Genomic DNA, 13,402 nt, shown 5'->3' with positions numbered 1-13,402 from the left:
CGGGTTGGGGGGGGGTCCCACCACCCCCACCCGCGTCCCGTCCGGAGCCGCCGCGGTAGAAACGGTCGCCGTCCCGGTCGGGGCGTTGGTCCTCGCGCGGGTCGAGGCGCGTCGACTCGATGGCGCGGATCGGCGCGCGGTGCTCCAGCACCCCCGGATCGCCCTCCGTCCGGGCCCACTCCCGGAGCCTGCGGTCCCGTCGCCTGCGCTCCTCGGTGATCCAGCCCGGCCCCTCGGCCGCCACCGCCTCCAGGATGTACAGCGCCGACGTCACCCCGGACGAGCCGAGCGCCAGCTCCTCCAGGTGGCCCCGGTCCTCGACCTCCTGGTCGCTCAGCCCCTCGAAGTTCTCGATCACCAGGTTGATGTCGTGGCTGTTCTTGAGCGACAGGCACAGCGCCCGGCTCACCACCATCCCCTCCCGGGGGTCCGTGACGGCCGCGATGTCGTTGTCCTTGAACACCACGATGTGCCTGCGCTCGCCCGCGAACCGGATGCCGACCTCGGTCACCTGCGCGAGCACGAGCGCGTCGTACCGGAACGACGCCCGCCGCTCGTTGCGCACCGAGCCGTCCTCGAACCCCAGGTCCACCCGGAACTCGCGGACGCCGTTGTCGGTCAGCAGGAACACCAGCACCAGGTACGACGAGTAGCGCGGCGGCCCGTAGATGTACCTCGCCCGCTTCGCGTGCGGCAGCCCCTCGGTCAGCACGACGTGCGCCACGACGTCGCGGTTGGTCAGCCGGGCCCGCCGCATCGCCTCGATCTTCAGGTGCGCCTTGTCGAAGTCCAGCCACCGCGCCATCTCGGCGTCGGTCGGGCGGTCGGCCAACCGCTCGCGCCACCGCCGGTACTCGGCCCGCTCCTCCTCCAGCACGGCGGCGCGGTCGGCCTCCTCCAGCCGCACCGCGAAGGACGTCCCGAGCACCTGCGCGCCACCCGCGGCCAGCGCCGCCGCGCCCGCGAGCACCAGCAGCACGATCCCGGCGCCCGCCGCCGTGCCGCCGCTCGCCGCGAGCATCCCGTACCCCCCGAGCACGGCGACCGCGCCGGACACCGCGGCCAGCCCGCCCCACAGCACCTCCCGGGCGTTCGTGCCGGTGTGCTCGAACAGCGTCCCGGCCTCCCACCGCCGCGCCCAGTCCCGCACGTGCATCCGGATCAGCCACTTGAGCGTGCCCGCGCGGACCTCCCGCTTGACCGCGCGGCGGTACTCGTCCTCGTCGTCGGGCATGGGCGTGCCGTAGGTGCGGACGATGGTCAGGAACAACGCCCAGGACGCCTGCCGGACGGCCTCGTGCCACTCCTGCCTGTCCTTCGACGCCGACGGCTGCCGCCGGCGCACCTCGGCCTCGATCAGCCGGTGGACGGCGTCGCGGAAGTCCGGGCTGCCGGTGCGGGTCAGCTCGTCCCGGCCGGTGACCTGGCCCGGAGCGCCGATCTCGTGGTCCAGCCGACGCCTGCGGCCCCGCAACGCGGTCCGCCGCGCGCCGCAGTGCACCACCGCGGCGACGCCGGCCAGCAGCAGCACCGCCCACCCGGCGAACCCGCCCCCGGTCACGACGTCGTCCGCGCCGCCGAGCAGCACGAACCCGCCGAGGACGGCCAGCGCGCCCGGCACGGCCTTGAACCAGCCCGGCCCGGTCGGGCGCGGCGTGACGTGCGCCGGCACCAGGCGGGGCTCCTCCGGCTCCGGCTCGAAGAACTTCCACGCCCGGTCCGCGCGGCCGTGCGACGTGCGGGCCTGGGCGATGGCGACGGCGGTGACCTTGTCGAGCTGGTCCTGCACCGCGCCGCCGATGATCATGTCGAGGTGCCGGGTGATCTCCTCGCGCTGCTCGTCGGGCAGCCGGGAGAACTCGGCGAGCACCTGGTCCAGGGCGTCGAAGTCCGGCTCGGGGCGGCGTTCCTGGTCGATCACGGCCTGCATGAGGCCGCCGATGACGTGCAGCGCGTCGCTCCAGGAGTCGCGCGGGAACCGGCCGGCGATGTTCAGCGCGTCCTGGATCTGCCGGTACTCGACCGGCGTCAGCTCGTTGATGGACCGCTCGCTGAGCGTGGCGAGGGCGAAGTGGTAGGCGACGGAGGTGGATAACAGGTCGGACCTGACCACCTCGGCGAGCAGTTCCTCGGCCAGCCGCGGCGACCCGCCGGCCAGGTGGTTGCGCGCCACCTCGTACTTGCGCTGCGGCGGGTCCTCGCGCGTGACCTGGTAGAAGCTGGTGTCGCCGTGGAAGACCGCGCCGCCGTTGACCACGCCGACCTGCACGGTGTTGTTGTTGTCGCCCCTGACCTCGTTGTTCATCACGGTGTCGGTCACGCCGCACCCCCGGCGAGGACGGCCGCGACCAGGCCGCGCAGGTCGGGGTGGTCGCGGAACATCACGTCGAGCACGCGGGCGTTCGCGGTGACGGCCGCGGCGTCGCCCTCGGCGGTGGTGCGCAGGTCGTCCAGGCGCAGCATCGCGTGGTCGTAGACCTCCCGGGACAGCCGTCCCGCCCGGTGCGCCTCGGCCACGGCGGTGGTGAGCCGGGCCACGGCCTCGCCGCGGTCGGGCCGCCGGTGGCCCTGGCCGCCCAGCCAGAGGCCGCCGTTGATGGTGCCCGCCTGCACGGCCACGTTGGCGTTGCCGGAGAGCGTGTTGTTGACGGTCATGTGCGTCTTCCGTTCCTCGGAGGTGGCGGCTTCGCCGTCGGCGTGCGGTAGCTCGGCGACGAGCGCGGCGGCGAACAGCGCCGCGTTGCGCGCCGCCCGCCGCTGCGACCCGCCCCGGTCGGCGGCGTCCTTCCCGCCGTCCGCGAAGTCGCTGATGGCGCGGACGGTGATGGTCGGCAGTGACTCGTGCATGTGGCCGGACTGCGCCACCCCGGCGCTCTCCGTCTCGATCGCGGCGGCGTCGTTGTAGTGGTGGTCGAGGTGCCGCGCGGTGTAGGACTCGCGGTTGTTCAGCACGACCTCGCCGGACGCGATCGGTTCGAAGTGGACGGTGGGCTCCTCGCCGGGCGGCAGCGCCGCCCGCCACGCCGGGGTCCGCGCGAGCACGCGGGCCGCCGTGGTCAGGGCGTACGACGACTCGTAGGCGCGCGGTCGGGCGTGGTCGCCGTCCCGGTCGCTGCGCACCCCGTGGTAGGCGTACACGCGGGTGGCGACGACGACGTCCCCGATCGCCAGCCACTCGCGCAACCCTCCCGCCACCCCCACGAACAGCACGGCGGTCGGCCGGAACGCGCCGATCGCGCGCTCGGTGTTGATCGCCGCGGCCCCGGTGCCCGCCCCGGTCAGCCCGACGGCGACCTCCCGGCCGTGCAGCGAGCCGACGTCGAACACCTCCCCGGTGGGCACGCGGCGGGTGCGGACGCCCGTCAAGAGGGCCACGACGGCGGAGCGTTCCACCTCGAGCGCCGTGAGGATCACGATCATCCGTGACTCCTGTTCAGGTGTGCGGAGTTGCCGTCAGAGTGACGGTAATGGTGGGCGATGGTTTTCGTCAACATGACGCTTACTCGTTGTCGTCGCAACGACGAGAAGTTAGGGTGGCGGGATGAACGACTCGTGGACCATCCCGCTGGTGGCTATCGCCGTCGACCTCGCCGTCCTTACCATCAGGGACGGCCGGCTCCAGGTCCTGCTGGTCAACCGGGGCGTCGAGCCGTACCAGGGCCGTCTCGCGCTACCCGGCGGCTTCCTGTCCAGCGAGGACGAGGACATCGACGTCGCCGCCGCGCGGGAGCTGGCCGAGGAGACCGGGCTCGACGCGGGCACCCTGCACCTCGAACAGCTCCGCACCTACGGCGCGCCCGGTCGGGACCCGCGCGGCCGCGTGGTGACCATCTGCTACCTGGCCGTCGTGCCCGACCTGCCCACGCCCACGGCCGGGGGCGACGCGGACAAGGCCAAGTGGGTGCCCGTGGACCGCGTGCTGGGCCGCAAGCGGCTGCTCGCGTTCGACCACGCCCGGATCATCGCCGACGCCGTCGACCGCGCCCGCGCGAAGCTCGAGTACACCACCCTCGCGGCGGCGTTCTGCGGTCCCGAGTTCACCATCTCCGAGCTGCGCCGCGTCTACGAGATCGTGTGGTCCGAGGAGCTGGACCCGCGCAACTTCCACCGCAAGGTGACCGGTGTGGACGGCTTCCTGGTCCCGACGGGGGAGCGGACCACCGGCAACGGCGGCCGCCCGGCGGCCATCTACCGGCGCGGCCCGGCTGTCGTCATGCACCCCCCGATCCTCCGCGGCTGACGCCGCGGTGCTCGTCCGGACTCCCGACTCACCGCGTACATCGCCGGCCGGCCGGACGCCGTGACGGGCGTGTGCCGAATCGTGACCCCAGGGCGTTCTTCGAGCCGTTTTCCATTGGAGCGCAAAGGAAATCCGGTGGGTCAGCGGCGTCGGCCGCCCGTGCGGCCCGGGGGGGCGGGCGGGGCGCCCCGCCCCCCCCCAGCGCGCGGCCCCCCCCCCGCGCGCGGGGCGGGCGCCGCGCGCGCGCGGGCCCGGGCGCGCGCCCCCGCGCGGCTCAGCCCTGGATGTCCTCGACGCTGTCGGCGACCGGGCGGTCGACCGCCATCACCCACTTGCCGTCCTCGCCGCGCACCAGCACGTCGGTGCACTTGCCCAGGATGCGCTGCCGGGTGCCGTCCTCCTTGGTGATCTCGAGGTCGTACTCGACGATGATCAACGACGAATCACCCGCCGTGTAGGCGGCCTTCACCTTGGACTTCAGCTTCGGCTTGGTCGCCAGGAACGCGGTGATCGCCTCGGTGCGCGCCGCGCCGGTGAGCGGCCCGCCGGACAGGTTGGAAATGGAGTCGTCCCGGTAGAGGCTGTCGAAGATGGCGCCCTGACCGGAGTTGAACGCGGCCAGGAAAACGTCGTTCTGGGTTTCCGGATCGTCGGTCAGATCCAGGTTCTGCAAGTCGATCTGGGCCGTCATGGGCGAATCCTTCCTGCAAGTGCGGCAAATGCCCGGCTCCGACGTTATCGGCCCGTCCGGGAAGCCCACTCATCGTGGAATAACCCGCCGCTCATCGGCCGATCCAGGACGGGCGGTGAGCACACCGTGAGCGGTGTCGCGGGCGCTCGGGAACGCGAAATAACCGCGCCGCCCCCACAGCGCCCGGAAACACCGCGCGCGGGACCGGCGCCCCGGGAAGCGCGAAAGGCCCGGCCGTCCCGACCCGGGACGACCGGGCCTCCCTCCGGCCGCGCGCGCTACGCGGACACGACCGACAGACCTCCGTCGGCCACCAGCTCGTGTCCGGTGGTGAAGGTGGCGTCGAAGCCCAGGTACAGCACCGCCGCCGCGACCTCCTCCGGCGAGCCGTGCCGCTTCATCGGGGTGATCTGGTCGCCCAGCTCGGAGAACTCCTGCCGCTCCTGGGCCGAGGCGTCCACGCCCATGCTGGGGGTGTCGATGAAACCGGGGCTCACCGCGTTGACCCGGATGCCGCGGCCCACCAGCTCGGCCGCGAACACCTGCACGAACGACCGCACGGCCGCCTTCGCGCCCGCGTAGACGCTCATCCCGGCGGTGCCGCCGTTGTTGGCGATGGACGTGGTGAAGACGATCGCGCCGCCGTCCTTGACCAGCGGGGCGAGCACCTGCGTGGTGAAGAACGCGCCCTTGGTGTTGACGCCGAAGGTCCGGTCGAAGACCTCCTCGGTCACCGCCTCCAGGGGCTCCAGCTTGGCGTAGCCCGCGTTGACGTGCACGAAGTCGACCTGGCCCAGCTTCTCCTTGACCACGTCGCCGACCGCGCGGAGCTGCGCGACGTCGGTCACGTCGCAGGCCACGACGTGCGCCCGCTCGCCGAGCTCCTCGCGCGCGGCCTCCAGGTTCTTGCCTTCGCGCCCGGTGATCAGCACCTCGGCCCCACCGGCCAGCAGCGCCTTCGCCACGGCGAGGCCCATTCCGTGCGTACCCCCGGAGATGACTGCTTTTTTACCGGCAAACCGGCTCACGAGATTCCCTCTTTCTGTTCCTCGACTCACGACCCGCACCGTGGTGGGATCATCCTCGAAGCTAGCCGGGCGGCCTCTCCATCGGCTCTCGGCGCGCTCACGCCGTCCGGAGGAGGTCGAGAGCCTGCCGCGCGGCGCGCTGCCCGCTCTCGATCGCGCCGTCGATGTACGCGCCGTTCCAGCCGGACGCGATGTCGCCGGTGGCGAACGCCAGCCGGCCGTGCGGCTGCTGGATGGCGGGCAGGTGGACGAGCTGGTCGGGGCCGCGCATGCCCCACGCGCCCAGCGAGTACGGGTCGCGGCCCCACGGGCCGACCGCGTGCTCCAGCAGCCTGGTGCCGGGCGCGATGCGGCGGATCGCCGCCTCCAGCGCGGCCTGGTCGGTGATGTCCAGCCGCGGGTCCTCGCTGAAGCCGACCGACAGCACGTCGCCGTTGGACAGCACCCGCTGCGGCAGCAGCAGCGAGACCGGGTCGCCCGGCTTGCCGGTGGCGTACACGCGGCCGTTGTCGCCGCTGGTGCGGAACCAGAACTTCATCACGTTGGGCACGCCGAGCCCGAACCGGCTGGCCCCGGCGTGCACGGCCGGCAGCCCGGCGGTGAACCGCAGCGTGCGCCACACGTTCGCCGGGACGGCCACGACCACCACGCGCGCGGACAGCACGCGACCGTCCCTCGTGGTCACGTCGACCTGGCGGCCGTTGTCGGCGATCGTGGTCACCGGCGTGTTCAGGCGCAGGTCCGGCGCGGCGTCGGCGAGGATGCGCTGGAGCAGCCCGAGCATGCCGCCGACCGGCCGGGTGGCGACCTGGGCGTCCCAGCCGGCGTGCGTGTGGCCGCCGAGCGCCCACCACTGCGCCATGCTGGTCAGGCCGCGGCTGTAGCTGTCGCCGCCGGAGTAGGAGTCGGTGACGCCCTGGAGCCACGCGCGGTCCTGCGTGGACAGTCCGAGCTGGTCGAGCCGCGCGCCCAGGGACAGCCGGTCGACCCGGGTCACCAGGTCACGCGCGTACAGCGGCTCGTACGGGCGCGGAAAGTAGTCCCGCGTGCCCTCGAACAGCCGCGTCATCAGGCTGCCCAGGTGGTCGTTGGCGGACAGGAAGTCGAACGTCCTCGGACCGTCGGACGCCGGGTAGTAGGCCACGTCGGGGAAGGAGTCGGGGTCGCCGATCAGCGGGATGCCGTACCGCTGCAGCTCGCCGAAGGCCAGCGGCTGGGACTCGGCGATCCACTGGCCGCCCAGCTCGACCTGCTCGCCGGCGAACGTGGTGGTCCACGTCCGGCCGCCGATGCGGTCGCGGGCTTCCAGCACCACGGCCCGCACGCCCTGCTGGCGCAGCGCGCGGGCCGCGGTGATGCCGGCGAAGCCGGCGCCGATGACGATCACGTCGTGGACGGTCGACCTCGTCCTGGACGCCGAGGCGACGCCGGTCGCGGCGGCGGTGCCGGCCGCCGCCGCGATGCCGCCGACGCCCAGCGCCTTCAGCAGCGTGCGGCGGCCGATCGTGCCCTGTCGGGGAGGGTTCTGCTCGGTCATCTCATTCTCGTTCTTCCGGTCCGCGGCGGGCGGAGCACTGGCAAGGGGCACAGGACGCGGTCGGGGGTGCGCGTCCGGTCGGTCAACGGGGTCGGGTCACAGGAACGGGGTGTCGGGGTCGAGCCCGAGCAGGACGCGGCCCTGCACCTCGAGGTTGGTGGTGTCGAGCAGCAGGCCGTGCTGGGCGAAGCCCTCGATGTCGCGGAAGAACCGCTGGATCGGCACGGACTTCTGCAGCACCGACGCGCCGCTCGCGCCGTAGAGGATCTCCACGGCCTCCTTCGCCAGCGCGATGGCGAACGCGGTCTCGCCGCGCAGCACGGCCCGCTCCTCGGCGGTCAGCGAGCCGCCCTCGTCGGCGCGGCCCTGGAGCAGGTCCCACCAGCCGCGGGCGAGGCCCTCGGCGGCGGCGATCTTGTTGGCCGCGGTGGCGACCTGGATCTGGGTCAGCGGGTGCTGCCGCTGGTCCGTCCACGACGTGTAGGTGATGGGCCGGCCCGGGACGCGCTGGAGGAACAGGTCCATGGCGCCGCGCGCGATGCCGATGCACGCGGCCGCGCACTCGGTGAACACCACGGGGAACAGGCCGTAGCGGCGGTCGGCGGTGAGGTGTTCGCGGCCGGGGGTGCTGTCCAGCAGGGCGTGCTCGAACGTCACCACCCGGTGCTCGGGCACGAACACGTCCTTGAGCGTGGACGAGGCGCTGCCGGTGCCGGCGGCGGCGAAGGTGTCCCAGTCGTCGGCGATGGTGAACTCGCTCATCGGGACGATGGCGATGGCCTCTTCCTCGGTGCCGTCGGGGCGGTGCACGATCGCGGCGGCCATGTTCCACGACGCGCCGCGGCAGCCGGAGTTGAACCGCCAGGTGCCGCTGAGGGTGTAGCCGCCCTCGGTCGGGGTCAGCGTGCCGGACGGGGTGAAGCCGCCGGAGATCCGCACGGAGGGGCCCTCGGCGAAGATCTCGTCCTGCGCCTGGTCCGGGTACAGCGTGGCCAGCCACGCGTTGGACACCCACACCATGGTGACCCAGCCGGTGGAGCCGCAGCCCGACGCCACCTCCTTGATCAGCTCGGCGGCCTCGGCCAGCGGCAGGTCCAGGCCGCCGTAGCGGCGCGGCGAGGCGGCGCGCAGCACGCCGGTCTTCTCCAGCAGGTGGACGTTCTCGTCCACGATCCAGCGGTTGTCCTCGGAAGCCCGGCCGTTCTCGCGCAGCGTCGGCACGATCTCGCGCACGGCCTCCAGCACGGCGGTGAACTCGCTCGTCGTCATTGCTCCTCCTGGATCAGTTCGGCGCCGCGCTCGCCGAGGGCGACGGCGTGGGCGTGGGTGTGCCCGCGGGGCACGTGCGGGATCACGGAGGCGTCGACCACCCGCAGGCCGTCGACGCCGCGGACCTTCAGCCGCGGGTCCACGACGGAGTCCTCGGCCTCGCCGACCCGGCACGTGCCGACGGGGTGGAACACGGTCTCGGCGTGCTCGCGGACGAACGCGCCGAGCCGGTCGTCGTCGGCGGGCCACGGCGTGAGCGGGCCGTCGAGCAGCGGCTTGAACACCTGCGTGTCGGCGACCTCGCGGGCGAACCGCACGCCCTCGAGGAAGGTGGGCAGGTCACGCGGGTCGGTCAGGTAGCCGGGGTCGATGCGCGGCGGCGTGGCGGGGTCGGCGTCGACCAGGTCGACGCGGCCCCGGCTGTGCGGTTGCAGCAGCACGACGCCGAGCGTGCGGCCGGCCAGGGGCGTGCCGTCGGCGTCGAACGCCGCGGGCACCCAGAGCAGTTCCAGGTCCGGCGGCCCGTCGCCGCGGTCGGCGCGGAAGAACGCGACCGCCTCGGGCAGGTTGGAGCTGAACGGGCCGGTGCGGTCGGCCTCGTACCGCCGCCGGGCCTCCGGCCCGAGGTCGGTGAACCGGGTGCCGCCGGAGGCGCGCAGCACGAAGTCCACCACCAGGTGGTCGTGCAGGCCCTCGCCGACGCCGGGCAGCGCGACCCGGGGCCGGACGCCGGCGGCGGCCAGCCGGTCGGGGTCGCCGATGCCGGACAGCATCAGCAGGTGCGGCGACCCGATCGCGCCCGCGCTCAGCACGACCTCGCGGCGCGCGGTGAGGACGCGGTCGGCCAGCCGGACGCCGACCGCCCGCCGGTCCTCCAGCACGATCCCGTGCACGAGTTCGCGGGTCAGCACCGTGAGGTTGCGCCGGCCGGCGGCGGGCCGCAGGTAGGCGTCGGCGGCGCTCCACCGCTGCCCCTCGTGCTGGGTGAGCGGGGTGAGCGCGGCGCCCGACTCGGGCGAGCCGCCCAGGCCGCCCTCGATGGGCTTGAGGCCGGCTTCCGCGCAGGCGTCCACGAACGCGAGCGAGCTGGGGTCGGGGTCGCGCGGCGGCGAGATCCAGAGCGGACCGCGGTCGCCGTGGGTGCGGCCCGCGTCCGGGTCGCCTGCCCAGCGCTCGACGCGCCGGAAGTACGGTTCGAACCGCTCCCGGCCCCACAGCGGGCCGGCGTCCCAGGTGTCGAGGTCGTCGGCGTGGCCGGGCACCCACATCTGGAAGTTGATCGTGGACGAGCCGCCGAGGCCCCGGCCGCGCGGCCACGTGACCGACCGGCCGGCCAGCCCTTCCTGCGGCGCGGTGGCGAGGTTCCAGTCCAGCGCGGTGCCGAACAGCTCGGGCGTGGCGAAGGGGATCTTCACGTTCGGGTCGTCGTCCGGGCCGCCCGCCTCGATCAGCGCGACGGTGACGCCGGGGTCCTCGGACAGGCGGGCCGCCACCGCGCAGCCCGCCGAGCCCGCGCCGACCACGATGTAGTCGAAGTCCATCAGCCCAACCTCACCGGCAGGGCGGCGTGCCCGTTGGAGATGAACGACCCCAGCGGCTTCAGCTCCGACGCGGGCACGGCCAGCTCCAGCCCGGGGAACCGGGCGAACAGCGCGGGCAGGCCGATCCCCGCCTCCAGGCGGGCCAGCGGCGCGCCCAGGCAGTGGTGCACGCCGTGGCCGAACGCGACGTGCTCGCGCCGGGTCGGGCGGTCGGGGTCGAACCGGTCCGCGTCCGCGCCGTGCACCTTCGGGTCGCGGCCCGCCGCGGCGAACGCGATCACGATCGGCTCGCCCTGCCGGATGACGAGGTCGCCGAGGTCGATGTCCTCCACCGCGTACCGCATGGGCAGGTTGGTGAACGGCGCCTCCAGCCGCAACGACTCCTCGACGACGTCCTCCCAGGGCAGCGTCCCGGCGGTGACGCGGGCGCGCTGCTCGGGGTGGCTCAGCAGCAGGGCGATGGTCTGGTCGAGCAGGTTCACCGTGGTCTCGTGGCCCGCGGTGAACATCAGCAGCACGGTGTCGACCAGCTCGATCTCGCTGAGCGCGTCGCCGTCGTCGGCGCGGGCCTGGATCAGGCCGGTGGTGACGTCGTCGCCGGGCCGCTGCCGCTTGATCGCCACCAGCTCGCCCAGCAGCCGGTACAGCTCGGTCAGGTTGTGCTGGGCCTGCTCGGCGGTGACCGCGGTGTCCATGATCGCGTGGACGTAGTGCAGCAGGTCGTCGCGGATCTCGCCGGGAATGCCCAGCAGCTCCGAGATGACCTCGACCGGCAGCGGGTAGGCGAACTCCGCGCGCAGGTCGACCACCTCGCCCGCCGGGTGCTCGGCGAGGCGGTCCAGCAGCCCGGCCGTGATCGCCTCGACCCGCGGCCGCATGGCGGCGGTGCGGCGCGCGGTGAACGCCTTGGCCACCAGCTTGCGCAGCCGGGTGTGCTCGGCGCCGTAGGCGGTGATCATGTTGCGGTCGGCCACCCACACCGCCAGCGGCCACGTCTTGGCCAGCTCGCTCTCGCCGTTGCCCCAGGCGGGCCAGTGCCGGTAGGTGTCGCGCGAGACCCGCTTGTCCGTGAGCAACTGCTTGACCAGCGCCTGGTCGGTGACCCACCAGGCGAGCACGCCGTCGGGCAGCTCCACCTTGGCCGCCCGGCCGAGGGCGCGCAGCCGCTCGCCCTCGCCGTGGATGTCGCGGCCCTCGATGTCGATGACCGGAGGGGTGAGCTGGCTGGTCACGACGAGGCCCCGGTGCGGGCGAGCGCGTCGGCGTCCTTGGCCCGCACGAGCCGCGCCACGTCCCGCAGCCCCTCGGCGAAGCGGTCGATCTCCTCGTCGGTGATGTAGATGGAGGGCTCGAACCGCAGCGTGTTCGGGTTGCTCGCGGTGGAGAAGATGCGGATCCGCTTCTCGTGCAGCAGGTAGCCCGCCACCGCGAACAGGAACACGTGGTGCTCGGACCACTCGCGGAACACCTCGTTGTCGGAGTTCTCCTGGTCGTGGAACTGGATGCCGAGCATCAGGCCCCGCCCGCGGACCTCCTTGAAGACGTCCGGGAACTCGGCGGCCACCGCCTCCATCGCGGCCTTGGCCTTCGCGCCGCGCTCGGCGGCCATCCGGTAGGCCGCGCCGTCGTCGGCCTCCAGCAGCTCCAGCAGCTTGAGCGCGATCCGGCTGGAAAAGCCGTCCTTGCCGAACGTGGAGGTGTGCAGCAGCTCGAAGTCGCGGCGGTAGCGGGACTCGCGCACCAGCACGACGCCGGTCTTGGCGATGCCGCCGCCCAGCGACTTGGCCAGGATGATGTAGTCGGGGCGCAGGTCGCAGTGCACCGAGGCGAAGAACGAGCCGGAACGGCCCATGCCGCTCTGGATCTCGTCGGCCACCAGCGGGATGCCGGCCGCGTCGCACACCTCGCGCAGGGCCCGCGCCGTCTCGGTGGTCAGCGGCTTGATGCCTGCCTCGCCCATGATCGGCTCGGCGAAGAACGCGCCGAACACCGGGAAGTCCCGCTCGGCCAGCTCGACCACGCCGTCGCGGACCACGAGGTCCAGCAGCGCGACCCGCTCCTCCTCGATGATCTTCGCGGCCAGCTCGACCTGGTCGGAGGGCACGAAGCGGGCCTGCGCGGCCAGCGCCCGGAACGGGGTGCGGAAGTCGGAGTTGTAGGTGAGCTGGATGCTGCTGACCAGCTTGCCGTGGAAGCCGCCCTCCAGCGCCAGGAACAGCGGCTGCCGGGCCGCGACCTCGGTGTTGCGCCGGCGCACCTCGGCGACGAGCGCGTCGAACGAGGTGACGCCCAGCGACGTCAACGCCTCCTCGGCCACCGCCGCGCCGCCGCGGACGGCCTCGGTCGCTTTCTCCACGTTGCCGTCGATCGACTCCAGCAGTTCGGCCGCCCGCATCCCGCGGTCCATCTCGGCGTGCTTGATGGCGATCTCGACCGCCTCCGCGCCGGAGTTGCCGAACAGTCCGTAGAACTTCTCGTCGGTGCCCAGCTCGCGGCGGATGATCCGGTTCAGCGCGGCCGCCACGTCGATGCCGAACGAGTAGCCGGAGAACTGCGCGTGCACCGCGACCTGCTCGTCCAACAATTGCTTGGCGTGGGCGACGATCTCGGGGTTGTTGTGGCCGAGGATCAACGATCCGAAGCCGCAGGCCAGGTCGAGGACGCCGATCTCCCCGCCCTCGCCGTCGTCGTGGTAAAGGGTGTTGCCCTCGGCCCGGACGTACTTCACGGCCAGCCCGAACCCGTCCAGCATCCCGATCGCGTGGGCGTCCGCGAATTCGGGCGCACCAGGAGAAAGGCTCATGACGTCCTCGACTTCCGTTCGGCGTTCGGCAGGAGAATCGCGCTCCATCATTCGGCGCGCTCGGTTGCCAGATATATCCCACGAGCCGGGGAGCCGTGGTCATCGCCGGTTCACGGTGCGGCCGAGGAATGGCCGATGAGCGACCGATTACCGGTCGGTGGAATTCGAGTGCCCCGCACCGGGCGGGAACGTGCTAGGTGTAGTGACTAATCAGGTTGTTGACGGCGTGTCGGGTTGAAGACGGGAGGACCTCCGGGCGGAGTGGATGTGTCTGACGCATCCCATCGGCACAC

The 13,402-nt window shown here is 72.9% G+C and carries 10 protein-coding genes; 1 reads left to right on the top strand and 9 read right to left on the bottom strand.

The genetic code is table 11. The features are described from left to right. A partial coding sequence (locus ACFXGA_RS36430; RefSeq protein WP_378096422.1) for a hypothetical protein occupies positions 1 to 2,320 on the bottom strand: 2,320 nt, incomplete at its 3' end. Next, positions 2,317 to 3,420 carry a purine phosphorylase gene (locus tag ACFXGA_RS36425; protein ID WP_378096419.1) on the bottom strand — a complete coding sequence of 368 codons (1,104 nt, stop codon included), beginning with the start codon at positions 3,418 to 3,420 and terminating at the stop codon, positions 2,317 to 2,319. The genes ACFXGA_RS36430 and ACFXGA_RS36425, both read right to left, overlap by 4 nt. Before the next feature lie 121 nt (positions 3,421 to 3,541). Between ACFXGA_RS36425 and ACFXGA_RS36420 the strand changes: the two genes are divergently transcribed. Further along, positions 3,542 to 4,240, top strand: a complete 699-nt coding sequence (locus ACFXGA_RS36420) for an NUDIX domain-containing protein (RefSeq protein WP_378096416.1) — start codon at positions 3,542 to 3,544, stop codon at positions 4,238 to 4,240. A 274-nt stretch (positions 4,241 to 4,514) separates the two neighbouring features. On the opposite strand, the gene ACFXGA_RS36415 is transcribed toward ACFXGA_RS36420, so the two are convergent. From ACFXGA_RS36415 to ACFXGA_RS36385, 7 genes are all read right to left on the bottom strand, one after another. Further along, a complete protein-coding gene (locus ACFXGA_RS36415; protein ID WP_378096412.1) occupies positions 4,515 to 4,931 on the bottom strand; it encodes a YybH family protein in 417 nt (138 codons plus the stop codon). A gap of 278 nt (positions 4,932 to 5,209) precedes the next feature. Then, positions 5,210 to 5,959, bottom strand: coding sequence for an SDR family oxidoreductase (locus ACFXGA_RS36410; protein WP_378096409.1), 750 nt, complete (start codon positions 5,957 to 5,959; stop codon positions 5,210 to 5,212). Between the two features lie 97 nt (positions 5,960 to 6,056). After that, a complete protein-coding gene (locus ACFXGA_RS36405; protein WP_378096406.1) occupies positions 6,057 to 7,496 on the bottom strand; it encodes a flavin monoamine oxidase family protein in 1,440 nt (479 codons plus the stop codon). 96 nt (positions 7,497 to 7,592) lie between these two features. Continuing rightward, positions 7,593 to 8,765: an acyl-CoA dehydrogenase gene (locus ACFXGA_RS36400; RefSeq protein ID WP_378096403.1), complete on the bottom strand. Its 1,173-nt coding sequence runs from the start codon at positions 8,763 to 8,765 to the stop codon at positions 7,593 to 7,595. Continuing rightward, entirely contained in the window at positions 8,762 to 10,306 is a 1,545-nt protein-coding gene (locus ACFXGA_RS36395) for a GMC family oxidoreductase (RefSeq protein ID WP_378096400.1), read from the bottom strand. The genes ACFXGA_RS36400 and ACFXGA_RS36395 overlap by 4 nt, the downstream gene beginning before the upstream one ends. Beyond that, positions 10,306 to 11,538: a cytochrome P450 gene (locus ACFXGA_RS36390; RefSeq protein WP_378096397.1), complete on the bottom strand. Its 1,233-nt coding sequence runs from the start codon at positions 11,536 to 11,538 to the stop codon at positions 10,306 to 10,308. The genes ACFXGA_RS36395 and ACFXGA_RS36390 overlap by 1 nt, the downstream gene beginning before the upstream one ends. Next, positions 11,535 to 13,109, bottom strand: a complete 1,575-nt coding sequence (locus ACFXGA_RS36385) for an aspartate aminotransferase family protein (RefSeq protein WP_378096394.1) — start codon at positions 13,107 to 13,109, stop codon at positions 11,535 to 11,537. Before ACFXGA_RS36385 ends, ACFXGA_RS36390 begins: the two co-directional genes overlap by 4 nt. Positions 13,110 to 13,402 lie beyond the last annotated feature (293 nt).

The organism is Actinosynnema sp. NPDC059335 (assembly GCF_042752395.1).
GTDB lineage: Bacteria > Actinomycetota > Actinomycetes > Mycobacteriales > Pseudonocardiaceae > Actinosynnema.
The sequence above is the reverse complement of the archived record's forward strand: the minus strand, read 5'-3'. Positions and strand labels throughout refer to the sequence as shown.

What these genes read in the sequence shown, in the direction of transcription:
- ACFXGA_RS36425 (WP_378096419.1), bottom strand. Translation starts at nt 3,420, where the DNA reads ATGATCGTGATCCTCACGGCGCTCGAGGTGGAACGCTCCGCCGTCGTG.
- ACFXGA_RS36420 (WP_378096416.1), top strand. Translation starts at nt 3,542, where the DNA reads ATGAACGACTCGTGGACCATCCCGCTGGTGGCTATCGCCGTCGACCTC.
- ACFXGA_RS36415 (WP_378096412.1), bottom strand. Translation starts at nt 4,931, where the DNA reads ATGACGGCCCAGATCGACTTGCAGAACCTGGATCTGACCGACGATCCG.
- ACFXGA_RS36405 (WP_378096406.1), bottom strand. Translation starts at nt 7,496, where the DNA reads ATGACCGAGCAGAACCCTCCCCGACAGGGCACGATCGGCCGCCGCACG.
- ACFXGA_RS36400 (WP_378096403.1), bottom strand. Translation starts at nt 8,765, where the DNA reads ATGACGACGAGCGAGTTCACCGCCGTGCTGGAGGCCGTGCGCGAGATC.
- ACFXGA_RS36395 (WP_378096400.1), bottom strand. Translation starts at nt 10,306, where the DNA reads ATGGACTTCGACTACATCGTGGTCGGCGCGGGCTCGGCGGGCTGCGCG.
- ACFXGA_RS36385 (WP_378096394.1), bottom strand. Translation starts at nt 13,109, where the DNA reads ATGAGCCTTTCTCCTGGTGCGCCCGAATTCGCGGACGCCCACGCGATC.